Source organism: Nocardioides sp. (genome assembly GCF_030150155.1).
Classification (GTDB): domain Bacteria; phylum Actinomycetota; class Actinomycetes; order Propionibacteriales; family Nocardioidaceae; genus Nocardioides.
Genome location: NZ_JASLGR010000010.1, coordinates 1 through 22,810 on the forward strand (window position 1 = coordinate 1; position 22,810 = coordinate 22,810).

Annotated in this window: 25 protein-coding genes; 7 read left to right on the forward strand and 18 right to left on the reverse strand. The window is 70.7% G+C overall.

Going from position 1 to position 22,810, the window contains the following annotated elements; translation table 11 throughout:
* Positions 1-1,325, reverse strand: a 1,325-nt coding sequence (locus tag Q1V88_RS01810; protein WP_300677102.1) for a 2-isopropylmalate synthase, incomplete at its 3' end; no start/stop codon positions are given.
* 163 nt (positions 1,326-1,488) lie between these two features.
* The gene (locus Q1V88_RS01815; RefSeq protein ID WP_300677105.1) at positions 1,489-2,388 is read right to left on the reverse strand and encodes a LysR family transcriptional regulator; all 900 of its coding nucleotides are present in this window, start codon (positions 2,386-2,388) and stop codon (positions 1,489-1,491) included.
* A 93-nt stretch (positions 2,389-2,481) separates the two neighbouring features.
* Here Q1V88_RS01815 and Q1V88_RS01820 point away from each other — a divergent pair, with 93 nt between their 5' ends.
* Together Q1V88_RS01820 and Q1V88_RS01825 are read left to right on the forward strand one after the other, a co-directional pair.
* Positions 2,482-3,624 carry a TDT family transporter gene (locus tag Q1V88_RS01820; RefSeq protein ID WP_300677106.1) on the forward strand — a complete coding sequence of 381 codons (1,143 nt, stop codon included), beginning with the start codon at positions 2,482-2,484 and terminating at the stop codon, positions 3,622-3,624.
* Between the two features lie 8 nt (positions 3,625-3,632).
* A complete protein-coding gene (locus Q1V88_RS01825) occupies positions 3,633-4,031 on the forward strand; it encodes a pyridoxamine 5'-phosphate oxidase family protein (protein WP_300677108.1) in 399 nt (132 codons plus the stop codon).
* 12 nt (positions 4,032-4,043) lie between these two features.
* On the opposite strand, the gene Q1V88_RS01830 is transcribed toward Q1V88_RS01825, so the two are convergent.
* Both Q1V88_RS01830 and Q1V88_RS01835 read right to left on the reverse strand, forming a co-directional pair.
* Complete coding sequence (locus Q1V88_RS01830) at positions 4,044-4,871, reverse strand: septum formation family protein (RefSeq protein ID WP_300677110.1); 828 nt, start codon at positions 4,869-4,871, stop codon at positions 4,044-4,046.
* Positions 4,872-4,882: 11 nt separating this feature from the next.
* Positions 4,883-5,680, reverse strand: coding sequence for a septum formation family protein (locus tag Q1V88_RS01835; protein ID WP_300677113.1), 798 nt, complete (start codon positions 5,678-5,680; stop codon positions 4,883-4,885).
* Between the two features lie 111 nt (positions 5,681-5,791).
* Between Q1V88_RS01835 and Q1V88_RS01840 the strand changes: the two genes are divergently transcribed.
* A complete protein-coding gene (locus Q1V88_RS01840; RefSeq protein WP_300677115.1) occupies positions 5,792-6,271 on the forward strand; it encodes an NAD(P)H-dependent oxidoreductase in 480 nt (159 codons plus the stop codon).
* Positions 6,272-6,395: 124 nt separating this feature from the next.
* On the opposite strand, the gene era is transcribed toward Q1V88_RS01840, so the two are convergent.
* From era to Q1V88_RS01885, 9 genes are all read right to left on the reverse strand, one after another.
* Entirely contained in the window at positions 6,396-7,340 is a 945-nt protein-coding gene (era, locus tag Q1V88_RS01845) for a GTPase Era (protein WP_300677195.1), read from the reverse strand.
* 116 nt (positions 7,341-7,456) lie between these two features.
* Positions 7,457-8,269 carry a siderophore-interacting protein gene (locus Q1V88_RS01850; RefSeq protein WP_300677118.1) on the reverse strand — a complete coding sequence of 271 codons (813 nt, stop codon included), beginning with the start codon at positions 8,267-8,269 and terminating at the stop codon, positions 7,457-7,459.
* Positions 8,270-8,316: 47 nt separating this feature from the next.
* Entirely contained in the window at positions 8,317-9,606 is a 1,290-nt protein-coding gene (locus Q1V88_RS01855) for a class I SAM-dependent methyltransferase (protein WP_300677120.1), read from the reverse strand.
* Positions 9,603-10,982 carry an FAD-binding oxidoreductase gene (locus Q1V88_RS01860; RefSeq protein WP_300677122.1) on the reverse strand — a complete coding sequence of 460 codons (1,380 nt, stop codon included), beginning with the start codon at positions 10,980-10,982 and terminating at the stop codon, positions 9,603-9,605. The genes Q1V88_RS01855 and Q1V88_RS01860 overlap by 4 nt, the downstream gene beginning before the upstream one ends.
* Positions 10,983-11,077: 95 nt before the next feature.
* The gene (locus tag Q1V88_RS01865; RefSeq protein WP_300677123.1) at positions 11,078-11,398 is read right to left on the reverse strand and encodes a cytidine deaminase; all 321 of its coding nucleotides are present in this window, start codon (positions 11,396-11,398) and stop codon (positions 11,078-11,080) included.
* Positions 11,391-12,686, reverse strand: a complete 1,296-nt coding sequence (locus Q1V88_RS01870) for a hemolysin family protein (protein WP_300677125.1) — start codon at positions 12,684-12,686, stop codon at positions 11,391-11,393. The genes Q1V88_RS01865 and Q1V88_RS01870 overlap by 8 nt, the downstream gene beginning before the upstream one ends.
* An 8-nt stretch (positions 12,687-12,694) precedes the next feature.
* Positions 12,695-13,195, reverse strand: coding sequence for an rRNA maturation RNase YbeY (gene ybeY, locus Q1V88_RS01875; RefSeq protein WP_300677127.1), 501 nt, complete (start codon positions 13,193-13,195; stop codon positions 12,695-12,697).
* A complete protein-coding gene (locus Q1V88_RS01880) occupies positions 13,192-14,259 on the reverse strand; it encodes a PhoH family protein (protein ID WP_300677130.1) in 1,068 nt (355 codons plus the stop codon). Before Q1V88_RS01880 ends, ybeY begins: the two co-directional genes overlap by 4 nt.
* 22 nt (positions 14,260-14,281) lie before the next feature.
* A complete protein-coding gene (locus tag Q1V88_RS01885) occupies positions 14,282-14,629 on the reverse strand; it encodes a histidine triad nucleotide-binding protein (protein WP_300677132.1) in 348 nt (115 codons plus the stop codon).
* A gap of 27 nt (positions 14,630-14,656) precedes the next feature.
* On the opposite strand from Q1V88_RS01885, the gene Q1V88_RS01890 reads away from it, so the two are divergent.
* On the forward strand, positions 14,657-15,232 hold the full coding sequence (locus Q1V88_RS01890) for a Gmad2 immunoglobulin-like domain-containing protein (protein ID WP_300677136.1): 576 nt from the start codon (positions 14,657-14,659) through the stop codon (positions 15,230-15,232).
* A 19-nt stretch (positions 15,233-15,251) separates the two neighbouring features.
* On the opposite strand, the gene Q1V88_RS01895 is transcribed toward Q1V88_RS01890, so the two are convergent.
* Genes Q1V88_RS01895 through hrcA form a run of 3 tightly spaced genes read right to left on the reverse strand, consistent with a single transcriptional unit; the run spans position 15,252 to position 18,246 of the window.
* Positions 15,252-15,992 (reverse strand): 16S rRNA (uracil(1498)-N(3))-methyltransferase, encoded by a 741-nt coding sequence (locus Q1V88_RS01895; RefSeq protein ID WP_300677139.1) that lies wholly within the window; start codon positions 15,990-15,992, stop codon positions 15,252-15,254.
* Between the two features lie 11 nt (positions 15,993-16,003).
* The gene (dnaJ, locus tag Q1V88_RS01900; protein ID WP_300677141.1) at positions 16,004-17,197 is read right to left on the reverse strand and encodes a molecular chaperone DnaJ; all 1,194 of its coding nucleotides are present in this window, start codon (positions 17,195-17,197) and stop codon (positions 16,004-16,006) included.
* Positions 17,198-17,223: 26 nt separating this feature from the next.
* Positions 17,224-18,246, reverse strand: a complete 1,023-nt coding sequence (hrcA, locus tag Q1V88_RS01905) for a heat-inducible transcriptional repressor HrcA (protein WP_300677142.1) — start codon at positions 18,244-18,246, stop codon at positions 17,224-17,226.
* A gap of 147 nt (positions 18,247-18,393) precedes the next feature.
* Here hrcA and Q1V88_RS01910 point away from each other — a divergent pair, with 147 nt between their 5' ends.
* Entirely contained in the window at positions 18,394-19,101 is a 708-nt protein-coding gene (locus Q1V88_RS01910; protein WP_300677145.1) for a hypothetical protein, read from the forward strand.
* A gap of 51 nt (positions 19,102-19,152) precedes the next feature.
* Positions 19,153-20,007: a DUF3097 domain-containing protein gene (locus Q1V88_RS01915; RefSeq protein ID WP_300677148.1), complete on the forward strand. Its 855-nt coding sequence runs from the start codon at positions 19,153-19,155 to the stop codon at positions 20,005-20,007.
* A gap of 12 nt (positions 20,008-20,019) precedes the next feature.
* Here Q1V88_RS01915 and Q1V88_RS01920 read toward each other — a convergent pair whose 3' ends face one another.
* On the reverse strand, positions 20,020-20,670 hold the full coding sequence (locus Q1V88_RS01920; RefSeq protein WP_300677151.1) for a TetR/AcrR family transcriptional regulator: 651 nt from the start codon (positions 20,668-20,670) through the stop codon (positions 20,020-20,022).
* 103 nt (positions 20,671-20,773) lie between these two features.
* On the opposite strand from Q1V88_RS01920, the gene Q1V88_RS01925 reads away from it, so the two are divergent.
* Positions 20,774-21,577: a phosphatase PAP2 family protein gene (locus Q1V88_RS01925; protein ID WP_300677154.1), complete on the forward strand. Its 804-nt coding sequence runs from the start codon at positions 20,774-20,776 to the stop codon at positions 21,575-21,577.
* Here the strand turns inward: Q1V88_RS01925 and hemW are convergent.
* Positions 21,539-22,759 carry a radical SAM family heme chaperone HemW gene (gene hemW / locus Q1V88_RS01930; protein WP_300677156.1) on the reverse strand — a complete coding sequence of 407 codons (1,221 nt, stop codon included), beginning with the start codon at positions 22,757-22,759 and terminating at the stop codon, positions 21,539-21,541. The two genes, Q1V88_RS01925 and hemW, sit on opposite strands and share 39 nt — an antisense overlap.
* Between the last annotated feature and the right edge of the window lie 51 nt (positions 22,760-22,810).

The following is a 22,810-nucleotide window of genomic DNA, read 5'->3' on the forward strand; positions in this document are numbered from 1 at the left end:
CCCTGGATCACCCGGGAGAACTCGATCTGCAGACGGCGGGGCAGGTCCAGCTGATGCTCGGCCTTCATCACGTAGGCAACCCCGCCCTTGCCGGACTGCGAGTTGACCCGGATGACCGCCTCGTAGCTGCGGCCCACGTCGTGCGGGTCGATGGCCAGGTACGGCACGGCCCAGGGGTACTCGGCGAACGGGACGCCCGCGCCGGCCGCCTCGGCCTCCAGCGCCTCGAACCCCTTCTTGATGGCGTCCTGGTGGGAGCCGGAGAAGGCGGTGTAGACCAGGTCGCCGGCGTAGGGGTGCCGGGCGTGCACGGGGATGTTGGTGACGTACTCGACGGTGCGGCGGATCTCGTCGATCCCGCCGCCGACGGCGAAGTCGATCTGCGGGTCGATGCCCTGGCTGAACAGGTTCATGCCCAGGGTGACCAGGTCGACGTTGCCCGTGCGCTCGCCGTGGCCGAACAGGCAGCCCTCGACCCGGTCCGCGCCGGCCATCAGGCCCAGCTCGGTGGCGGCCACCGCGGTGCCGCGGTCGTTGTGCGGGTGCAGACTGATCGCCGAGTGCTCACGCCGGGTCAGGCCGCGGCTGAAGTACTCGATCTGGTCGGCGTACGTGTTCGGCGTCGACATCTCGACGGTGGCGGGCAGGTTGAGGATGATCTCGCGCCCCGCCTCGGGCTGCCACACGTCCGAGACCGCCTCGCAGACCTCCAGGGCGAAGTCGGTGTTGGTCTGGGTGAAGATCTCCGGGCTGTACTGGTAGCCGAAGTCGCCGCTGCCGACGATGTCGCCCAGGTGCTTCTCGGCGTAGCGCATCACCATCTCGGTGCCGCGCACCGCGATTCCGACGCACTCCTCGGGGCTCACCTTGAAGACCACCCGACGGAACAGCTCCGCGGTGGCGTTGTACATGTGGATCGTGGCGCGCGGGGCACCGATCAGGGACTCCGCGGTCCGCTCGATCAGGTCCTCGCGGGCCTGGGTCAGCACCGAGATCTGGACGTCGTCGGGGATGTGACCGTCCTCGATCAGGGTCCTGACGAAGTCGAAGTCGGTCTGGCTCGCGCTCGGGAAGCCGACCTCGATCTCCTTGTAGCCCATCTGGACCAGCAGCGAGAACATCTTCAGCTTGCGGGCCGGGGTCATCGGGTCGATCAGGGCCTGGTTGCCGTCGCGCAGGTCGGTGGAGAGCCAGCGCGGCGCCTTCGTGATCTTGGCAGCGGGCCAGGTGCGGTCCGGGACGTCGACGGGCTCGAAGGCCGTGTAGCGGCCGAACGGCATCGGAGAGGTCTTCTGCTGGTTCGCGGTGTTGCTCAGGTTGGTCATGGTCTCTCGCCTTGGCTGTGAGTCTGGGTGGCGCCGGGCGCACGCACGAACTCCGCGACGAGGGGGTCCGGCTTTCAGACCTCGCCGCGGCAGCTAAGAAGGAGGCTGCGCTTCATGATGGGTCGACCATACTCCGGTGCCCCACGGAACGTGAACCCGGGTCTCAGGTCGAGGCCGTGTGTCGCGCGATCGCCAGCAGGTCGCGCAGCGGGCCGGCCGGCGGACGGGCGCCGCCGATCCACACCGCCCGCAGGTCGCGGACCAGGTCGAGGTCGGCGACCGGCACCTCCACCAGCGTGCCGACGTCGAGGTCACGCTGCACCACCCAGCGCGAGAGGAACGCCGGGGCTCCCCCGGCCCTGACCCCGGCGGCGACCGCGGGGTTGGTGGTCAGCTCGACCTGGGGCGCGGCCTGCTGGATCCCGAGGGCGGCCAGCCCCTGGGCGACCACGGCCCGACAGCCCGAGCCCTGCTCCCGGCTGGTGAGCGGCCGGGCCGCGACCAGCCGCGGGGTCAGCGGACGGCGACGGCGCGCCCACTCGTCGTCCGGAGCGGCCACCAGGACCAGCTCGTCGGCGGCGACCACCGTCGAGGAGAGCCCCTGGAGGTCGGCGGGCCCCTCGATGAAGCCGATCGCCGCCGTCCCCGAGCGCACCGCCCGCAGCACGTCCTCGGTGTTGCTGGCCTGCAGCGCGATCGCGATGTCGCTGGCCTGGCGCAGTCGGACCAGCCAGCCGGGCAGCAGGAACTCCGCCGTGGTCATCGAGGCCGCCACGTGCAGCTCGCGGCGCCGTTCGTGGCGCAGCGTGGTGAGCGCCTCCTCGATCTCGTCGGCGCGCGCCAGCAGGTCCGCCGACCAGCCGACCAGCAGCCGTCCGGCCTCGGTCAACGTCGATCCACGGGCGGCGCGCTGGACGAGCACGACACCGGTCTGGGCCTCCATCGCCCGGATCCGCTCCGAGGCCGACTGCTGGCTGATCCCCGCCGCACGTCCGGCCGCACCGATGCTGCCCAGCCGGGACAGGTCGGCGAGCAGGCGGAGGGACTCCAGATCGGGCAGCACCCGGGCATCGTATCCCGCCCACAGGCTGAACCTGTGACCCGACAGTCACGAGCCCGCTACCGGGCACCGGAGGGCTGCGACACCATGAGTCGAGTGAGCACGCTGCACCCCGATCTCTGTCCGCCGACTCCCCCGGCCACCGCCGCCACCGGCTCCCGCCCGGGCTACGGTCCGCACTGGTTCTCGATGGTGATGGGCACCGGCATGATCGCGATAGCGCTGTGCAGCCTGCCGATCGACGTACCGGGGCTGAGTGCCGTCGCGACCTGCTTCTGGGCGCTCTCGGCCGTGCTGCTGGTGGTGGTGACGGCCGTCGCCTTCAGCGCGCGGCGTCGGGTCCCCGGCTCGTTCCGCGCCCACCTCACCGACCCGACGCTCGGCCACTTCTTCGGCGCTCCCGGGATCGCGGTCCTCTCCGTCGGCGCCGCCACGCTGCTCGCCGGGCGCCACGTCCTCGGCCTCCACCTGGCGATCGCCGTCAACGGGGCGCTGTGGGCGCTGGGCACCCTGATCGCCCTGGGCACCGCGGTGCTGGTGCCGGTCACCGCCATCACCCGCCACCAGTACGACGACGCCAGCGGGCACCACCCGCCAGCGGTCGGCTCGTGGCTGCTGCCCCTGGTCGGCCCGCTGGTCAGCGCCAGCACCGGCGCCCTGCTGGTCCCGCACCTGGCCCACACCCAGGCCCGCGAGACGCTGCTGCTGGGCAGCTACGCCCTGGCCGGCGCCTCGGTGCTGACCTGCCTGGTCACGTTCGCCCACCTGTGGGGCCAGCTGCTGCGCCACGGCCCCGGTCCGGCGATGGCCGCTCCGCTGCTGTGGATCCCGCTCGGCTTCCTCGGCCAGTCCGTGACCGCCTTCGGCCACCTGGCCGACTCCGCACCCGCCGTCGGCTCGACCGCCGACCTGGCCCCGGCCTTCCGTGCCTTCGGAGTGGTCTACGGCCTGCCGGTCTGGGGCTGCGCCCTGGCCTGGCTCGCGATCGCTGTCGCGCTGACCGCCCACGCCGCCCGCCTCGGTCTGGCCTTCTCGCTGTCGTGGTGGTCGTTCACCTTCCCGCTCGGCACCGTCGTGACCGCGTCGGCCGCCCTGGCGCACAGCACCGGCCTCGAGGTCTTCACGGTCGTCGCGGTCGCGCTGATGGTGGCGCTGCTCACGCTCTGGGCGATCGTCGCGGCGCAGACCTTCAGGCTGCTCGTGCCTGCCCCTCGCGCACTCGTGGTGCGGGCTGGTTGACTGGGCTCATGGCGCAACTGGTCGAGATCAGCGTGGAGGAGAGTTGGGGCCTGCTGGCGTCCCACTCGGTGTGCAGGGTGGCCTGGGCGGGCTCGGACGGACCGGTGGTCCTCCCGCTGAACTACGTGGTCCACGACCACACCCTGTGGCTGCGCACGTCGGCACACTCGACGATCTCCCAGGAGATCGACGACGACCAGCTGGCGATCCTGGTCGACGAGTTCGACGCCTCGACCCAGGTCGGCTGGAGCGTCCAGGTCCGTGGCGTGGCCGAGGTGCACTACGGCACCGACGGCGTCCCCGACGACGTCACCGCGACGCTGCACACCTGGGCCTCGGGTCCGCGCCCGCTCTGGATCAAGGTCACCCCGACCGCCGTCAACGGCCGCCGGCTGCCCGAGGACTGAGTCAGGCCTGAGTCAGGCCTGCGGGGCCCAGCAGATCCCGTAGGTCTGACCGGCGTCCCACTGCTCGGCAGTGGGCCACTCGTAGCTCCAGGAGTAGTCCAGGGCGTTGCTGGCCACGGCCTTGCCCTCGTTCTTGCAGATCGTCTGCCCGGCGGCCTTGGCGGCGTCGGTGCCCGGATACTTCTCCCCCGCGATGGTGACGACCTTGAGCGCCTTCCAGGTGTGCTTCTGCGCGCACGGCACCCGCTCGAATCCGGTCGCGCTCGGGGCGGCGGTGCCGCACATCGCCTCGGCACCGGCCCCCGAGGCGAGGCTGCCCTTGAGCGAGCCGGTGACGGTGGCGAGCTTCTCCTTGCCCGCGACCGCGATCACGTCGCAGCGCAGCCAGGCCGCACCGGTCTCGGAGTCGGCCACGGTCGGGGTGAACCAGACCGCGCGCAGCATCGAGAGCCGGAGGTCCTCCACACTCCCACCGAGGTACGCCGACAGCTTGGCCGGACACGTCCGCGCACTCTGCCGCTGGATCCGGGTCGAGTCCACCGCGACCAGGTGTCCGTCGACGACGTCGGAGAGCGCCCCGACGTAGAACGTCTCCGAGGTGTGCCCCTTCGCGCACGAGACCGCGGTCGAGGCGACGGCCTGGGCCGAGGGGGCCGTCGGGGCGACGGCGTCGGCGTAGCTGAGCCGGTAGCAGGCCCGGTCGGCCGGGTTCGGGACAGCGCTGGCGTGGGCGGGCGGGGTCGGCGTCGGAGTCGCTGCGGGCTCGCTGCCACCACAGCCGCCCAGCAGCACGGTGCCGGCCGCGACTGCGGTGATCACTGCCCGACGTACGCCGATCACGGCCCGCCTCCTCACTGGTCCGTCTTCGCCCAGCAGACCGAGCGCCGGTTGCCGGCCTTCCACTCGGCCTGATCGAACCAGGTGTAGCCGTAGTGGTAGTCCGAGGGGTACTTCAGCCAGGCCGCGACGCTGCTGGCGCAGTACTGCTTGGTCTTGGCCTCGATCTTGGCCACCCCGGGCCAGGCGTCGCCGGGCTCGCCGACCTTGATCGTGGTCACCGCACGCCACACATGGGTCTGGTTGCAGCCGACCTTGGTGCCGCTGTTGACGTCCTCGCCGCGGGCGCACGCCATCCAGCGGTCGTCCTGGGAGTCGCCGAGCAGGCTGACGGTGCTGGTCGGCAGGTCCAGGAAGTGCTGGCCGTTGTCGCCTCCGGCGAGCAGGTCGCAGCGCCACCAGCGGGCGCCCTTGTCCCAGGCACTCGACGAGGGCCGGAACCACACCCAGGTGAAGAGCGAGCGCATCAGCACCGAGTCGCTGGCACCGAGGTGCTGCTTGAGGGCGTCGCTGCAGGCGCCGTAGGCCCAGGTGTCCAGGGCGGCGTCGTGGTAGCTGGCCTTGGCGAACGTGTCGGGCAGCTCGCCGGAGGCGTAGGTCTCGGCGTTGTGCGGCTCACTGCAGTCGACCAGCCGGGTGGCGTCGCTCGGCTGCGTCATCGCGACCCGGGTCAGGTTGCGGCACAGCGAGGTCTCGGGGGGCGTGGTGGCCTTGACCTGCTTGGGGTCGGCACCGTCCGGCACACCGTCCCCGCAGGCCGCCACGAGAGCGGTCACCACCAGCAGGAGAAGGGGCACGAAGAAGCGGCGCATGAGGACCAAGGGTAATCCGGGGTCCCGATCCGAACCCACTCGCGGAGCCCGCCCCTCGGCGTGAGGCGGTGAGGGTCGAGGCCCCTGCGACGGGTGTGGTTCGATGGCCCGATGCGGCTCCTGGTGATCCATCACACGCCCACCGCGACGCTCCGCCGGCTGGCCGACGCGGTGGTGGCGGGCACCGCCGACGAGGCGATCACCGGGGTCGACGTGGTCGTCCGCGACCCGCTGGAGACGACCGCGGAGGACCTGCTGGCCGCCGACGGCTACCTGCTCGGCACCGCTGCGCACTTCGGCTACATGAGCGGGGCGCTCAAGGAGCTCTTCGACCGGACCTTCCTGGACGTGGGCGGGTCACTGGAGGCGCTCCCCGGCGGGGGCCCGAGCACCGCCGGACGCCCCTTCGGTCTGTGGGTGCACGGTCGGTACGACGTCACCGGAGCGGTCGGCTCGGTGCTCGCGATCACCGGGGCACTCCAGTGGCGCCAGAGCGCGGCCGTGCTGGAGTGTCTGGGCGAGGTCGACGAGGAGGCGTGCGGGTCGGCGTACGAGCTGGGTGGGACGCTGGCCGCCGTGCTCGGTGGGTAACCCGGATCTCGCGCGTGGTGAACCCGGATCTCGGCGCGAGATCCGGGTTCACCACCGCCGAGATCCGGGTTCACCACCGCCGAGTTCCGGGTTCACCACCGCCGAGTTCCGGGTTGCTCACGCGTCAGAAGCCGAGCTTGCGGAGCTGGCGCGGGTCGCGCTGCCAGTCCTTGGCCACCTTGATGTGCAGGTCCAGGAAGACCGGCATGCCCAGGAAATCCGCGATCTGGAGGCGGGCGCGCTTGCCGACCTCCTTGAGCCGGGAACCCTTGTGCCCGATCAGGATGCCCTTCTGGGAGTCACGCTCGACGTAGAGGTTGGCGTGGATCTCCATCAGCGGCTTGTCCTCGGGGCGGTCCTCGCGCAGGCCCATCTCCTCGACCGTGACGGCGATGGAGTGCGGGAGCTCGTCGCGGACGCCGTCCAGGGCGGCCTCGCGGATGAACTCCGCGATCAGGATCTCCTCGGGGGCGTCGGTGAGGTCGCCCTCGGGGTAGAGCGGCATGCCCTCGGGCAGCATCCCCATCAGCAGGTCGGCCAGCAGCCCGATCTGGTCCCCGGCAACCGAGGAGACCGGGATGATCTCGACCCAGTCGATGTCGAGCTCGGCGCCCAGCGCGGTGACGTCGAGCAGGTGCTCGGCGATCCGCTCCGGGGAGGCCAGGTCGGTCTTGGTGATCACCGCGACCTTCGTGATCCCCTTCTTGAGCTTGGCCAGGTTGCCGGCGATGTGCTTGTCGCCGGGGCCGACCTTCTCGTTGGCCGGGAAGCACATCGCGACGACGTCGACCTCGGTCCAGGTGGCCTCGACCAGGTCGTTGAGGCGCTCGCCCAGCAGCGTGCGCGGGCGGTGCAGGCCGGGGGTGTCGACCAGGATCAGCTGGCCGTCCTCGCGGTGCACGATGCCGCGCACCACGGTCCGGGTGGTCTGCGGCTTGTCGGAGGTGATCACGACCTTGGAGCCGACCAGGGCGTTGGTCAGCGTCGACTTGCCCGCGTTGGGGCGGCCGACGAAGGAGACGAAGCCGGACTTGAACGGGCCGAGCTCGTGCGGGCGCAGGTTCGCCATCGCCGCCGGCGCCGGGGCGGGTGCCGGGATCGCGCCGCGGTTGGCGAAGGCGGCGTCGAACTCGCCTGCGTAGTCGTCGTTGCCCTGGCCCTCGGGGGTGGTGCCGTTGTCGCTCATCACTGCTCTGTTCCTGCCTGCTGCTCGGTCTGCTGCTCGGTCAGCCGCTGCTGCGCGGCGTCGTAGTTCGCCCAGATCTGCTCGTCGGAGAGCCCCTGGGCCTTGCCGTCGCGGTAGATCGGGCCGGGATCGACGGCCCGCGGCTGCCGGCCGGCACTGACCCGCCAGTAGCCCATCACGTCGTAGGCGCTGCTGGGCAGCTTGCGCTCGCGCATCAGGTGCTTGCGGATGGCGCGCATCTGCGCCGACTCCCCCGCCATCCAGAAGTAGCCCTCGCCCTCGGGCCAGGCGATGGACTCGACCAGCTCGGCGAGGTGATCGCCGTGACCGGGCATCCACTCCACCGGGTGGTCGGCGTCGGCGGGCAGGTAGGACGCCAGCGGGTCGGGCACCTCGGCCCAGACCCGGATCGGCAGCTCGGGATGGGTCTCCCGGATCCGCGCCATCGCCGGCAGCGCCGTCAGGTCGCCGACCAGGAGCAGCCACTGCGCACCCGCGGGGAGCTCGAAGGAACCCTTCGCGTCGGTCACCGTGACGGTCTGGCCGACCAGGGACTCGGGGTCGGCCTGGGTCCACTCGGTGACCAGCCCGACGTCGTGGACGGCGATGTCCAGCGTCATCAGCGAGCCCTCCAGGGCGCGCACGGTGTAGTAGCGCGACTGGAACTGGCCCGGCACGATCAACCCGACCCACTCGTCGGGGATCTGGGTGGACACGAAGGTCGGCACATCGAGCACGATCCGAACCAGATGCTCGGAGAGGTGCTCGCGACGTACCACCGTCGCACTGTGGTGCTGGGCCCTGACACTCATGGAGACTCAGTCTCGCAGGTCAGGGCCCAGACCCAGAACTTGCAGGCTCAGACGCCGAAGTCGTGACGCATCGGGTAGCTGGTCTGCCCGCCGACGGTCTTGGTGAACAGCGTGTGGTGCAGCTGGATCTCGTTGTGCTCGAACCCGACCCGCGAGCCGGCGATGTAGAGACCCCAGATCTTCGCCGTGCCCAGGTCGGTCTCGGCGACGCAGGCGTCCCAGTGGTCGACCAGGTTCTGGTTCCACCCGGTCAGCGTCTTGGCGTAGTGGCGGCGGAAGTTCTCGTGGTGCTGCAGCTCGAAGCCGGCGTTCTCGCCGGCCGCGACCACGGTGCCCGACCCGGCGAGCTCACCGTCGGGGAAGACGTAGCGGTCGATGAACGCGCCCGCTCCCCCGTTGTTGGTGTTGTCGTTGCGGGTGATGGTGTGGTTCAGCAGACGACCGTCGTCCTTGAGCCGGCTGCGCAGGAAGCCGAAGTACGTCTCGTAGTTCTTCACCCCGATGTGCTCGGTCATGCCAATCGAGCTGATCGCGTCGAAGTCGCGCTCGGCGACGTCGCGGTAGTCGGAGAAGCGCACCTCGGCGAGGTCGTCGAGACCGTCGCGCTTGATCGCCTCGGCCGCCCAGGTGGCCTGCTCGCGCGAGAGCGTCACGCCGAGCGCCTTGACGCCGTAGTGCTTGGCCGCGTGACGCACCATCGAGCCCCAGCCGCAGCCGACGTCGAGCAGACGCATCCCGGGCTTGAGGCCGAGCTTGCGGCAGATCAGGTCGAACTTCTCGGCCTGGGCCTCCTCCAGCGTCGCGTCCTCGTGCGGGAAGACGGCGCAGGTGTAGGCCATCGACTCACCCAGCACGTACTCGTAGAACGTGTTGGAGACGTCGTAGTGGTGGTGGATCGCCTCGGCGTCGCGCTTCTGGCTGTGCCGACCGAGCTGAGTCAGGCTGCGCAGGCCCTCGACCTTGTGCCGCCAGGCAGGCAGGTTCTCGTGCGGCGGCGGCTTGGGCGGCACGAAGCTGCCCGCACCGAGGTCCTTGAGGATCCGGGTCAGCTCGCCCACCGAGGGCCGGGCGAAGTCGGTGGAGCCGACGATCAGCTTGAGGATCGGGTACGGGTCGCCGGGGTGGGTGCCGATCAGCTCGATGTCGCCGCTGACGTAGGCGCGGGCCAGACCGAGGTCGCCCGGCGCGGTCAGGATGTACTGCAGGCCACGCTGGTTGAGGATGCGCAGCCCGTACGGCGACGAGGTGTCGCCCGACTCGGAGCCGTCGTAGGCGTTGATCTTGATCGGCAGACCGCCGTCGAAGAATCCGTTGATGGTGTTTGCAATGGTGGTCATCGCGACTTCACCGCCTTGTCGTAGAGGCTGGTCAGCCTGTTGTTCGGGTCGTAGATCGCCTTGACGGCGTCGAGGTTGGCGACGTTGTAGAGCGCGTCGAAGGTGGCCTTGTCGTAGAAGGCCTCGGAGTAGAGCGACTTGTGGCCGCCGAGCTCGTGCACCTTGGCCTCGATGGCGCGGTTCTTCGGCGCGTGGGGCGCGTCCTCGCCCACGTGCACGGTGCCCCAGAAGCCCACGTTGACGTAGACGTCACCGGGAGCCAGCGGGTAGGAGCGCCACGGCCGGGTGGCCTTGAGCGGGCAGAGCCAGACCGGGCGCATCCCGATCTCGGCGTCGAACCAGTCCAGGAACGCGGGCAGGTTCGCGACCGGCACCTCGATGTCCTGGACGACGCGCTCGCGGCGCGGACGCCCGGCGCGGTCGTCGAGCTTGTCGGCGATGCCGAAGCGGCGGTCCAGGCCGAGCAGCTTCATGTACACGTCGCTGCGGCGGTACCGACGCGGCCAGAACCGACGGATCTTCGGGTTCTGCGCACCGAAGGCCCCCGAGCACCAGAACCAGTCGGTGTCCCAGCGCCACAGGTAGTCGTAGATCGTCAGCAGGTCGGTCTCGCGCTCGGCGATGGACTTGAAGAAGACCTTCTGGCCGGCGTAGTCCGAGGCCACGTCGCCGGGCCGGGAGAAGCCGGTCTCGTTCGGGGCCACGAAGCGGGCCAGGCACAGGTAGTACTCGCCCGGAGCGAAGGCGACGCCGTCGAGGCCGTCCACCCGCTGAGCGTCGTACTCGCCGGTGGCCGCGATCTCCGAGATCGTCTTGGTCATCAGCTCGGCGTCGTCGAAGCGGACGTAGCGCATCGCCACGAAGGGCGGCACCTTCTCCAGCTTGATCTTGAGCCGGGTGGCGTAGCCGAGCGAGCCGTAGGAGTTCGGGAACGTCTCGAACAGGGCTGCGTGCTCGTTGTCGGCCGTCGCCGTGATCACCTCACCGGCGCCGGTGAAGACGTCCATCTCGAGCACCGACTCGTGCGGCAGGCCGTTGCGGAAGCTGGTCGACTCGATCCCGAGCCCGGTCACCGCGCCACCGAGGGTGATGGTGCGCAGCTGCGGGACGACGTACGGGATCAGGCCGTGCTCCAAGGTGGCATCCACGAGGTCCTCGTAGGTGCACATCCCCTGCACGTCGGCGGTCTGCGCCACCGGGTCGACGGCGATCACACCGTTGAGCCCGCTGACGTCGAGGCCCGGGGCCGTGGTGGCCGCGCGGGCCCGAAAGAGGTTCGTGGTCTTCTTCGCCAACCGGACGGGCTGCCCTGTCCCGATGGCGTCGTAGGAGGCTCGCAGTCGTGCGACCGCCTCCTGGTGCTCTTCCCAGGTCACCCCAGCACGCTACTCCCCCGAGGTTGCGCGACGGTGTCATGGGGGTCAGGAATTTTGCATCGAGCGTCAATGAGAGGATGCGCCCTCACACGAGGTCAGCGGCCGGGGTTCACCAGCACCTGACGGGCGCCGAAGTCGCCCAGCGCGGCACTGTCGGCCTCGGCCAGACCGGTGTCGGTGAGCAGCACGACAGCGTCGAGACCCTTCGATCCGGAGGCGACCGCCATCGCGATGCAGACCCCGACGGCCGAGATCTGCAGGCTCGGCAGATCCACGGTCGCCGCTGCGTAGGTGCGCCCGTCCAGATCCCGTACGGCGGCACCCTCGGCCGCCTGCGTCCGTGCCCGGGTGGCGCGCGCGAGGGTGACGAGCTTGCGGTCCTCGGCGCTCAGCTCGGTGGCGGGGGTCTCAGTCATCGTGGTCTTCCTTGGTGTCGGGGAGGGGCTCGATCAGCACGGTGCCGATCTGGTTGCGGCGCCCGGCGGTCTCCTCAGCGGTGAACCGTAGTCCGTCGACCTCGACCACCGATCCGGGGATCGGGACCAGGCCGAGGTGCTTGGCCATCAGGCCGCGGACCGAGTCGACGTCCTCGTCCTCGATCCTGACCCCGCCGAGGCTGTCGAGCTCGTCGAGGTCGGCCAGCTGGTAGCGGGCCGGCACCCGGACGGCACCGCCGGGCAGGACGGTGGGCGAGTCGTCGCTGGCGTCGTACTCGTCGGTGATCTCCCCGACGATCTCCTCCAGGACGTCCTCGATCGTGATCAGGCCGGCGGTGCCGCCGTACTCGTCGATGACGATGCCGATGTGCTGGCGCCGGGCCTGCATCTCGCGCAGCAGGTCATCGACCGGCTTGGACTCCGGCACCCACACCGGCGTGCGCATCACGGTGTCGATCCGCTGCGTGGTCTCGGCGTCGGGGGCCTCGAAGTCACGTCGGACGACGTCCTTGAGGTAGGCGATCCCGACGATGTTGTCCAGGTTCTCGTCCACCACCGGGATCCGGGAGAAGCCGCTGCGCAGGAACAGCGACATCGACTGGCGCAGGTTCTTGTGCCGCTCGATGAAGATCACCTCACCGCGCGGCACCATCACGGCCCGTGCGGTGGTGTCGCCGAGCTCGAAGACGGAGTGGATCATCCGCCGCTCGTCGCCCTCGATCAGGGACGACGCCTCAGCCAGGTCGACCATCTCGCGCAGCTCGGTCTCGGTGTTGAACGGGCCCTCGCGAAAGCCGCGTCCCGGCGTGATCGCGTTGCCCACCAGGATCAGCAACCGCGGGATCGGGCCGAGCACCGCGGTGATCGCCGTCAGCGGCACCACCGCGACCAGGGCGACCCGCTCGTGGTGCTGTCGTCCGAGCGTGCGGGGCCCGACCCCGATCAGCACGAACGAGACCACCAGCATGATCCCGAGCGAGGTGAACAGGGTGGGCCACCAGCGGCCGTCGTAGAGGTCGTGGACCTCCAGGGCGACCAGGATGGTGGCGGCCATCTCCGAGAGCAGGCGCAGCAGGATCGCGGTGTTGAGCACCTGCCCCGGCTCCGAGGCGAAGGCGACCAGGCGCTTGGCACCCGGACGACGCTCCTCGGCGAGCTCCTCGGCGCGGGCCGGGGAGAACCCCACCAGGGCCGCCTCGGCGGCGGAGAAGACGCCCGCGCAGACGACCAGCAGGACGACGGCGAGGACGACCCAGAGACCAGGCATCGCGGGGATCAGTGCGTGGACGGCGTGTCCCACGCCGGCGAGGGCGGGGTCGCCTTCGACCCGAAGGCCGCCAGGAGCTCGGCCTGGAGGGTGAACATCTCGGTCTTCTCCTCGGGCTCGGCGTGGTCGTAGCCGAGCAGGTGCAGGATGCCGTGCGTGACCAGCAGCTCGACCTCGGCCACGGTGCCGTGACCGGCGGCCTCGCCCTGCTTCGCGGCGATCCCCGGCGCCAGCATCAGGTCACCGAGGACACCCTCCTCGGGCTCCTCGTCCAGCAGGCCGGGACGCAGCTCGTCCATCGGGAAGGCGAGCACGTCGGTCGGCCCCTCCTTGCCCATCCACTGCGCGTTGAGGGTGGCGATGGTCGGCTCGTCGACGAGCTTGATGCACAGCTCGGCGGCGGGGTGCACCCGCATCCGGTCCATCACGAAGCGCGCCAGGACGGCGAGGTGCTCCTCGTCGAGCTCGGCTGCGGCGGCGTCCGCCTCGTTGAGGATCTCGATGCTCACGGGTGTTCCTTCTCGTTCTGCTGGGAGTGCTGGTGCTGCTGGGCGCGCCGCTCGGTCGCGGCCTCGCGCTCGGCGTCGTACACGTCGTAGGCGGCCACGATCTTGCCGACCAGGTGATGGCGTACGACGTCGTTGCTGGTGAGCTTGTTGAAGCTGATGTCCTTGACCCCGTCGAGGATGGACTCCACCACCCGCAGCCCCGAGGCCTGCCCACGCGGCAGGTCGGTCTGGGTGGTGTCGCCGGTGACGACGATCTTCGACCCGAACCCGAGCCGGGTGAGGAACATCTTCATCTGCTCGGGCGTGGTGTTCTGCGCCTCGTCGAGCACGATGAACGCATCATTAAGCGTCCTACCCCGCATATATGCTAGCGGCGCGATCTCGATCGTCCCGGCCGCCATCAGCTTCGGGATCAGGTCGGGGTCGAGCATGTCGTGCAGCGCGTCGTAGAGCGGGCGCATGTACGGGTCGATCTTCTCGGTCAGGGTGCCGGGCAGGAAGCCGAGCTTCTCCCCGGACTCGACGGCGGGGCGGGTCAGGATGATCCGGTTGATCTCCTTGCCCTGCAGGGCCTGGACCGCCTTGGCCATCGCCAGGTAGGTCTTGCCGGTGCCGGCCGGCCCGAGACCGAAGGTGATGGTGTTCTCGTCGATCGCGTCGACGTACCGCTTCTGGTTGAGGGTCTTGGGCCGGATCGAGCGGCCGCGGTTGCTCAGGATGTTGGCACTGAGCACGTCGGCGGGCTTCTGCGCGGCGTCGGCCTGGAGCATCGAGATGATCCGCTCGACGGACTCGCCGCTGAGGCCCTGGCCGGTGCGCACCAGCGTCACCATCTCCTCGAGCACCCGCTCGATCAGCGCCAGGTCGGGCGTGGGTCCGTGCAGCGTGATCCGGTTGCCCCGCACGTGCACGTCGGCGTCGAAACGCGACTCGATCAGGTCGAGGAACTCGTCGGCAGGACCGAGCACGCTCACCATGTCGACGCTGGAGGGGACGACGACGGTGTGCTTGGCCGTCGGGACGGGTCGCGGAGCGACGTTGTCTGGCTGCGCGGTCTGACTCATGGTGCAGCCATTCTACGCGGCCTCAGACCGGCAGCTCGGTCAGTTTCCCTCCGGCCAGCAGATGCAGGTGGGTGTGGAAGATGGTCTGGCCCGCCTCAGCACCGGTGTTGAAGAGCAGGTTGTACGCCGGATGGCCGCTGCGCCGGCTGATCGAGTCGGCCACGGCGATCAGCTCACCGACCAGGGTCGGGTCGCTCGCCACGGTCGCGGCAGCGTTGGGCTGGTGGTCGCGCGGCACCACCAGGACGTGCACCGGCGCCTTCGGCGCGATGTCGCGGAAGGCGACGATCCGGTCGTCGCTGTAGATGAACTCGCTCGGGATCTCCCCCGCGACGATCTTGCAAAACAGGCAGCTCTCATCCGTGGCCATAGCAGCAGATGCTGTCACACTGGTCCCATGCGCAACAGCACCCCTCGCCGTCAGCAGGCCCTCGACGCTACCCAGGTCACCCGTGCCGCGATGGCCGCCGTCGCCGGGGTGGCAGCCCTGAGCCTGCTCGCCGGCTGTGGCAGCGACTCCTCGACCGCCGCCGACCCGGTCTCCTCGGAGTCGACCTCGGCCAGCGTCACCCCCACGCCGACGCCGACCCAGGCGCCCAGCACCACCGCGCCGACCGCCCCGACCACGCCGGCCGGGTCCGCCTCGACGCCTGTCACCGCGCTGGACCTGATCACCCTCACCGCGCCCACCGACGGCCAGGCCGTCTCCGGCTCCTTCGACGTACACGGCACCGCGAACTCGCCCGAGGCCAACGTCCCGTGGACGATCAAGAACAGCGCCGGCAAGGTCGTCGACCAGGGTGCCTTCACCGCCGACGGGTGGATGGACAAGCTCTACCCGTACAACGGCACCGTCGACATCAAGACCCTGGCGCCGGGCACCTACAGCTTCACCGTCGCCGTGGACGAGGAGTCCGACGGCGAGTCCAGCAAGGCCCCGCAGGCGATCACCGTCACCCTCGCGGTGAGCTGAGCCGTCCCTCGCGCGGGGCTCAGCCCCACCGCGGCGTACGCGAGAGCAGCGCCGCGGTGGCGGCCAGTCCGGCCGTCGAGGTGCGCAGCACCTCGGCACCCATCTTGACGCTCACCGCACCGGCTCCCTCGAAGGCCTCGATCTCCTCGGGAGTGAAGCTGCCCTCGGGCCCGATCAGGAGCAGGATCTCCCCCGTCGCGGGCAGGGTCAGCTCGCTCATCGGCCGGGTGGCCGACTCCCACAGCAGGATCGCCGCGTCGGCGGCCTTGATCCGCTCCACCACCTCGGCGGTCTGCGCCAGGTCGGTCACCACCGGGAACCAGGAGCGTCGCGACTGCTTGCCGGCCTCGCGGGCGCTCGAACGCCAGCGCGCCAGCGGCTTGAGGCCGCGCTCGCCCTTCCAGCTGACGATCGAGCGGGTCGCCGCCCACGGCACCACCGTGGAGACGCCGATCTCGGTCATCACCTCGACGGCGAGCTCGCCGCGCTCGCCCTTGGGCAGCGCCTGCACCACCGTGAACTCCGGCTGCAGCGGTGCCGCGTGCGTGACGTCGAGCGCCCGCACCTGCATCGCCCGCTTGCTGGTCTCGGCGATCTCGCCGGTCACCGAGACGCCGTGGCCGTCGGTGAGCACGACCTGCTCGCCGACCTTGAGCCGGCGTACAGCGACGGCGTGATGCCCCTCGTCGCCGTCGACGGTGACGAGGTCACCGACGGCGGTCTCGGCCAGGGAGTCGACCAGGTGGACCGGGAGCGACATCTCGACCCGGCTCAGTGCTGCCCGAAGGCGTCGCGGAGCCGACCGAACATGCCCTGCTTGGCGGCCTTGAGGTTGCCGGCGGGGAACTCCTCGTCGCGGGTCTTGGCCAGCTGCTTGAGCAGCTCGATCTGCTCCTGGTCCAGGCCCGTCGGGGTCTCCACGCTGACCGTGACGACGAGGTCGCCCCGGCCGCGGCCGTGCAGGCCGGGCACACCCAGACCGCGCAGCACCTGGGAGGCACCGGGCTGGGTGCCCGGGCGGACCTCGAACTCGAAGGAGGTCTGCAGCTCGGCGATCTCGGCCTTGTCGGCGTCCTCGGTGACCAGGTCGGCCTCCAGGGTCGGCAGGGTGAGCACGGTGCCGAGCGCGGCGGCCGTCATCGGGATGGTGACGGTGCAGTGCAGCTCGGAGCCGGCCCGGGAGAAGACCTCGTGCTGGGCCACGCGCAGCTCGACATACAGGTCACCGGCGGGGCCACCACCGGGGCCGACCTCGCCCTGGCCGGTGAGCTGGAGCCGGGTGCCGTTGTCGACACCGGCGGGCACCTTGATCGTGATCGTGCGGCGGGTGCGCACCCGGCCGTCGCCGGCGCAGTCGCGGCACGGGTCCGGGATGGTGGTGCCGAAGCCGCGGCAGGCCGCACACGGGCGCAGCGTGCGGATCTCACCGAGGAAGCTGCGCTGCACGTGGGCGACCTCGCCGGCACCGTGACAGGTCTCGCAGGTGACCGGCTTCGAGCCGGGGGCCGCGCCCTCGCCGTGGCAGGTCTCGCACATCACGGCGGTGTCGAGGGTCATCTCGTGCTGGGCGCCGAAGGCGGCCTCGGCCAGGGTGATGTCGAGGCCGATCAAGGCGTCCTGCCCACGACGTACCCGCGAACGGGGACCACGACCCTGTCCCGAGCCGCCCATGCCACCCTGGCCGCCGAAGAAGGCGTCCATGATGTCGGTGAAGGAGAACCCGGCGCCGGCACCGGCACCGCCGAAGCCACCCATCCCGCCGACGTCACCGGTGCGGTCGTAGGCAGCACGCTTGTTGGGGTCGCTCAGGACCTCGTAGGCGTGCGAGATCTCCTTGAACTTCTCCTGGGCGGCCTCGTCCGGGTTGACGTCGGGGTGGTACTTGCGCGCCAGGGAGCGGTAGGCCTTCTTGATGGCCGCGTCGTCCGCGTCCCGGGAGACGCCAAGCAGTTCGTATGGGTCCATAACCTCTGGTGTGATCTCTCTCTTGCTCACGCCTCGTCGAGGATGCGTGAGACGTAGCTGGCGACGGCACGGACCGCCGCCATCGTTCCGGGATAGTCCATCCGGGTGGGTCCGACCACGCCGAGCATGGCCAGGGACTCCTCGGCCGGCCCGTAGCCGGTCGTCACCACGGAGGTGGAGGCGAGCTTCTCGACGGAGCCCTCGGCTCCGATCCGCACCGTGACGGTGCCACCCGCGGTCGCCTCGCCCATCAGCTTGAGCAGGACGACATGCTCCTCCAGGGCCTCCAGCAGAGGGCGTACGGCGGAGTCGAAGGAGTCGCTGTAGCGGGCCAGGTTCGAGGTGCCGGCGATCGCGATCCGCTCGTCGGAACGGTGGTCCGACATCGCGTCCACGAGCGCCTCGACCAGGACGCTGGCCGCGATCGCGTGCTCGGCGGAGACCTCGTCGGGGACCGCGCGCAGGGCCGAGGTGGCCTCGGCGATCAGCGCCCCGTCGGCGACCTCGTTGACCCGGGTGCGCAGCGCCCCCAGAGCCTCGTCGCCGAGCTCGTCGGCGAACTCGACGACACGCTGCTCGACCCGGCCGGTGGACAGGATCAGCACCGCGAGCACCCGCCGGGGCGCCAGGGCGATCAGCTCGATGTGGCGCACCGTGGAGCGCGACAGGGTCGGGTACTGCACGATCGCGACCTGATGGGTGAGCTGGGAGAGCAGGCGCACCGAGCGCTGCACGACGTCGTCGAGGTCGACGGCACCGGTCATGAAGTCGGTGATCGCCCGGCGCTCGGCACCGCTGAGCGGCTTGACCCCGTCGAGGCGGTCGACGAAGAGCCGGTAGCCGCGGTCGGTGGGCACCCGGCCGGCGCTGGTGTGCGGCTGGGTGATGTAGCCCTCGTCCTCGAGGAACGCCATGTCGTTGCGGACCGTGGCCGGTGAGACACCGAGCCCGTGGCGCTCCACCAGCGACTTCGATCCGACCGGGACCTCGGTGGTGACGTAGTCCTCCACGATCGCGCGCAGGACGGCCAAGCGGCGTTGATTCTGCATCGGTCCCCCTGACGCTCCGTCCGTGTCCCCTGGCACTCACCTGCCAGGAGTGCCAACTCTACCGCGCCAGACACGAACTTCAGGAACCTCGTTGCACAACCTTGATCGTTGTCCTAGGTTAGCCTTACCTAACTTGATGGAGGAGACGTGAGCAGCACCGACCTGAATCCCCCGCTGGCCGCCGCCACCGCACGCAGCATCCTGGCCTGCGCCCGCCACGTCGAGCTCGACATCGACGGCATCGACCTCGCGGTCGCCGACGACGAACGACTCGGCCTGCTCGACCTCGAGGGCACCCCGGGCTTCCTGTGCGAACCCGGCCGCACCGTCACCCGCGCCGCCCGCGAGGGCCGGCGCGCCACCCTCACGATGATCAGCGGCCTGGCCGCCGAGCCCGGCCAGACCCCGGCCTGGCAGGCCCTGATCCTGCGCGGCACGCTGCGCCGGGTCGGCACCGAGGTCTGCGAGTGCTGCGACCTCCCCCAGGAGCAGGTCGTGCTCGAGCTCGACCGGGTCGACCTCGCCGACGACGCCTCGGGCCGCACCACGGTCCCGGTCGAGGAGTTCACCTCCCCCTCCCACCTGCTCAACCGCGGCTACCTGCAGCGCACCGCCGAGCACGCCCGCAGCGCCCACCAGCGCGAGCTGCGCCAGGCCGCCGCCGACCTCACCGCCTGCCACCCCGACCTGATCATCGGCGCCCAGCTGGTCGACCTCACCGCCTGGGGCGTCACCCTGGAGTGGGTCGACCCGATCGGCTCCCACCAGCACCCGATCTGGTTCCCGCGCCTGGCCAGCACCACCAACGACCTGGCCTCCCTGCTGCGGGCGTGTCTGCACCCCGAGATCTGCTGATCCCCGAGAGTCGACACCTGTGACGGGTGATGCTCCTGTGACAATGGGGGCATGGCTGATCGCTACGGCTCCGACGTACTCAACTCCGACTGGCGCGCGCCGAAGAACGGCCGCGCCGTCGAGACGCCGGCCGAGCACGGTGCCGTGGTCGAGGCGATCCTGAACGACGGCTCGGAGTGGGTCGGCGAGATCGTCGCCGTCGACCGCGACCTGGACACCGTCACCCTGGAGGACCGGCGCAACAAGCGACGGACGTTCCCCCTCGGCCCCGGCTTCATGCTCGACGGCCGCCCGGTGATCCTCACGCCCCCGGTCCGCGCCGCGGCACCGGCCGGGCCGAAGCGGACCGCCTCGGGCTCGATCGCCGTGGCCAACGCCCCGGCCCGGGTGGCGCGCGCCAGCCGGATCTTCGTCGAGGGTCGCCACGACGCCGAGCTGGTCGAGAAGGTCTGGGGCGACGACCTTCGGATCGAGGGCGTCGTGGTCGAGTACCTCGGCGGCGTCGACGACCTCGCCGACCACCTGCAGGACTTCAAGCCGGGCCCGAACCGGCGCGTGGGGGTCCTGGTCGACCACCTGGTCGCCGGCTCCAAGGAGTCCCGCATCGCCGGGGCGATCCAGCGCTCGGCGATCGGCAAGGACGTGCTCATCCTCGGCCACCCGTTCATCGACATCTGGGAGGCGATCAAGCCCGACCGGGTCGGACTGCAGGCCTGGCCGAAGATCCCGCGCTCGATCGAGTGGAAGCACGGCATCTGCCAGCACCTGGGCTGGCCGCACCGCAACCAGGCCGACATCGCCCGCGCCTGGCAGCACCTGCTGAGCAAGGTGAAGTCGTACGACGATCTCGACCCCGCCCTGCTGGGCCGGGTCGAGGAGCTGATCGACTTCGTCACGGTGCCCTGAGGCACCGGCCCCTCAGCGGGCGAACGGATCGACGGCGCGACGCAGCTCGGTGGCCGTCGGTCCGACCGGCAGCACGGTGGCGTCGGGGCGGTTGCGGATGCCCTCCAGGAAGAGTGCCGCGAGCCGGCGCCGGGCCTGGTCGGCGACCTCGTCGAGCCGTGCCACCAGGGCGCCGTTGCCGATCATGAAGAGCATCAGGTCGGCCCTGTCGAAGTCGGGCCTGACCACGCCGGAGGCGACGATCCGGGCGATCATCTCCTCCAGCCGCTCCTGGACGTGCACGAAGGCCGCCTGCACCTCGGGTGCGGCGGAGAACGACATGGTGAGGAACTCCCGCAGGCCGGCGTTGTGCCCCTGCAGGTCGCTCAGGCCGTGCACCAGGGTGACCATCGCCTGCCACGGGTCGGCCTCGACGTCGGCCCGGTCGACCACCTCGCCGTAGCGCCACAACTGCTCGGCGAAGACCGCGGCCGCCAGGTCGCCCCGGGTCGGGTAGCGCCGGTAGAGCGTCGCGATGCCGACGCCGGCCTGGCGGGCGATGTCCTCCAGGGGGACGTCGAGCCCGGACTCGGCGAAGAGACGGCATGCCGTCTCCAGGATCCGGACCCGGTTGCGCTCCGCGTCGGCACGCAGGCCGGTGCGGCAGCGGTCGGGCTCGGTCATGGCACCCATCCTACCAAGTGGAACACGGAGTCCGCTTGTGTTAACGTCTCTAACTGGAGGGGAACCTCCGGTTCTGCTCCAGCTCTCTGTGGAGGTCGCGGCCATGACGACCGGCAAGCGCATCCTGACGTGGTTCCGTACCCACCGCACCGTGCGGGAGATGCTTCTCCTGGCGGCGCTCTACGTCACCTACACGGTCTCGCGCACCCTGGCCGACAACCAGCTCGGCCCCGCCCTGGCCCGCGCCGGCCGGATCATCGACGTCGAGAAGGCCTGGCACATGTCGGTCGAGCCGTGGGCCAACGCACTCTTCGTGGAGCACAAGCTGCTCGGCATCGCCGGGGACTACTGGTACGCCTCGGCGCACTACGTCGTCACCGCCGTCGTGATCGTCTGGCTCTTCGCCCGCCACCCCGACAAGTACCTGCCCGCGCGCCGCGCCCTGGTCTACGCGACCCTGGTCGCGCTGGCGTTCTACCTGACCGCGCCGACCGCCCCGCCGCGCTTCGGCTTCGGCTTCACCGACGTGATGCACCTGCACTCCAGCGTCGGCTGGTGGGGTGCGGACGCCTCGGCCCCCAAGGGCCTGGGCGGCCTGACCAACGAGCTCGCCGCCTTCCCGTCGATGCACGCCGGATGGTCGTTGTGGGTCGCCCTGGCCCTGGCCTCGGTGCTGACCAACCGGTTCGCGAAGATCGCGGTCTTCCTCTACCCCGCGATCACCGGCATCGTCGTGATCGGCACCGGCAACCACTGGACCCTCGACGTCGTGATCGGCTTCGCCATCACCGGCGCCGCCTGGTGGATGACCAGCCCCACCGGGGCCCGTCGCCTCTTCGGCCGCTCCCCCGCCCCGGCTGCGGTCGCCTCAGGGCAGCAGGTCGCGGACAACGCCGTCGGCCAGTAGCCGCCCGGCGTCGGTCAGCACCAGCCGCTCGCCGCGGACCTCGACCAGGCCTGCGGCGACCGGCGCCTCGATCAGGGTCGGGTCCTCCAGGGCGTCCAGGGCCAGGCCGTCGGCCAGGCGGAGCTCCAGCATCACGCGCTCGACCTGCTGCTCGGCGGGCGTCAGCACCTCGCGGGCCTGGGCCGGGGAGTGCCCGGCCGCGATCCGGTCGGCGTACGCGACGGGATGCTTGACGTTCCACCACCGGGTGCCGCCGACGTGCGAGTGCGCTCCGGGACCGACCCCCCACCAGTCGGCGCCGGTCCAGTAGAGCAGGTTGTGCCGGCAGCGGGCGGCCTCGTCGCGAGCCCAGTTCGAGACCTCGTACCACTCCAGGCCCGCCGCGCGCAGCGCCTCGTCGGCCACCACGTACTTGTCGGCGTAGTCGTCCTCGGACGGCATCGGCACCTCACCGCGGCGCACCCGCCGGGCCAGGGCGGTGCCGTCCTCGACGATCAGCGAGTACGCCGACACGTGATCGGGCTCGCAGGCCAGGGCTGCACGCAACGACGTCACCCAGTCCTCGGCGCTCTCCCCCGGCGTGCCGTAGATCAGGTCCAGGCTGACCTGCTCGAAGCCCGCGGCCCGCGCGTTGGCGACGGCGAGCGGGACGTTGGCGGGGTTGTGCGTGCGGTCCAGGGTGGCCAGCACCGAGGGCACCGCGCTCTGCATCCCGAAGCTGATCCGGGTGAAGCCGCCCTCGCGCAGGGTGCGCAGCGACTCCAGGGTCACCGAGTCCGGGTTGGCCTCCGTGGTGACCTCGGCGTCGGGCGCCAGGCCGTAGGTCTCCTTGATCGCGGCGAGGATCGCGACCAGGTCGTCGGCCGGGAGCAGGGTCGGCGTACCGCCGCCGAAGAAGACGGTGGCGACCGGAAGGTCGACGTCGCCCAGGACCCGCCGGCTGGCACGGATCTCGGCGATCGCAGCCTCGGCGTAGGTCTGGCGCGAGGCGCCGGGGTGGCCTCCGACGGGGCCGAGCTCGAGGGCGGTGTAGGTGTTGAAGTCGCAGTAGCCACAGCGCACCGTGCAGAACGGCACGTGCACGTAGAAACCGAACGGACGGCTGCCGAGACCAGCGAGCGACGCATCCGGCAGGGACCCGTCGATGGGGGCGATCTCACCGTCGGGCAGTGCTGAGGGCATGGGCTCCATTATCCCGGCGCGGCGGCCGGAGAACTCATCGGCGACCCGCGG

Bases quoted from the DNA above. Each gene is read 5' to 3' on its own strand.
- Q1V88_RS01825 (WP_300677108.1), top strand. From the start codon at position 3,633: ATGGCGCAACTGGTCGAGATCAGCGTGGAGGAGAGTTGGGGCCTGCTG.
- Q1V88_RS01835 (WP_300677113.1), bottom strand. From the start codon at position 5,680: ATGCGCCGCTTCTTCGTGCCCCTTCTCCTGCTGGTGGTGACCGCTCTC.
- Q1V88_RS01840 (WP_300677115.1), top strand. From the start codon at position 5,792: ATGCGGCTCCTGGTGATCCATCACACGCCCACCGCGACGCTCCGCCGG.
- era (WP_300677195.1), bottom strand. From the start codon at position 7,340: ATGGCGAACCTGCGCCCGCACGAGCTCGGCCCGTTCAAGTCCGGCTTC.
- Q1V88_RS01850 (WP_300677118.1), bottom strand. From the start codon at position 8,269: ATGAGTGTCAGGGCCCAGCACCACAGTGCGACGGTGGTACGTCGCGAG.
- Q1V88_RS01855 (WP_300677120.1), bottom strand. From the start codon at position 9,606: ATGACCACCATTGCAAACACCATCAACGGATTCTTCGACGGCGGTCTG.
- Q1V88_RS01865 (WP_300677123.1), bottom strand. From the start codon at position 11,398: ATGACTGAGACCCCCGCCACCGAGCTGAGCGCCGAGGACCGCAAGCTC.
- Q1V88_RS01870 (WP_300677125.1), bottom strand. From the start codon at position 12,686: ATGCCTGGTCTCTGGGTCGTCCTCGCCGTCGTCCTGCTGGTCGTCTGC.
- Q1V88_RS01880 (WP_300677130.1), bottom strand. From the start codon at position 14,259: ATGAGTCAGACCGCGCAGCCAGACAACGTCGCTCCGCGACCCGTCCCG.
- Q1V88_RS01885 (WP_300677132.1), bottom strand. From the start codon at position 14,629: ATGGCCACGGATGAGAGCTGCCTGTTTTGCAAGATCGTCGCGGGGGAG.
- Q1V88_RS01890 (WP_300677136.1), top strand. From the start codon at position 14,657: ATGCGCAACAGCACCCCTCGCCGTCAGCAGGCCCTCGACGCTACCCAG.
- Q1V88_RS01895 (WP_300677139.1), bottom strand. From the start codon at position 15,992: ATGTCGCTCCCGGTCCACCTGGTCGACTCCCTGGCCGAGACCGCCGTC.
- dnaJ (WP_300677141.1), bottom strand. From the start codon at position 17,197: ATGGACCCATACGAACTGCTTGGCGTCTCCCGGGACGCGGACGACGCG.
- hrcA (WP_300677142.1), bottom strand. From the start codon at position 18,246: ATGCAGAATCAACGCCGCTTGGCCGTCCTGCGCGCGATCGTGGAGGAC.
- Q1V88_RS01915 (WP_300677148.1), top strand. From the start codon at position 19,153: ATGGCTGATCGCTACGGCTCCGACGTACTCAACTCCGACTGGCGCGCG.
- Q1V88_RS01920 (WP_300677151.1), bottom strand. From the start codon at position 20,670: ATGACCGAGCCCGACCGCTGCCGCACCGGCCTGCGTGCCGACGCGGAG.
- Q1V88_RS01925 (WP_300677154.1), top strand. From the start codon at position 20,774: ATGACGACCGGCAAGCGCATCCTGACGTGGTTCCGTACCCACCGCACC.
- hemW (WP_300677156.1), bottom strand. From the start codon at position 22,759: ATGCCCTCAGCACTGCCCGACGGTGAGATCGCCCCCATCGACGGGTCC.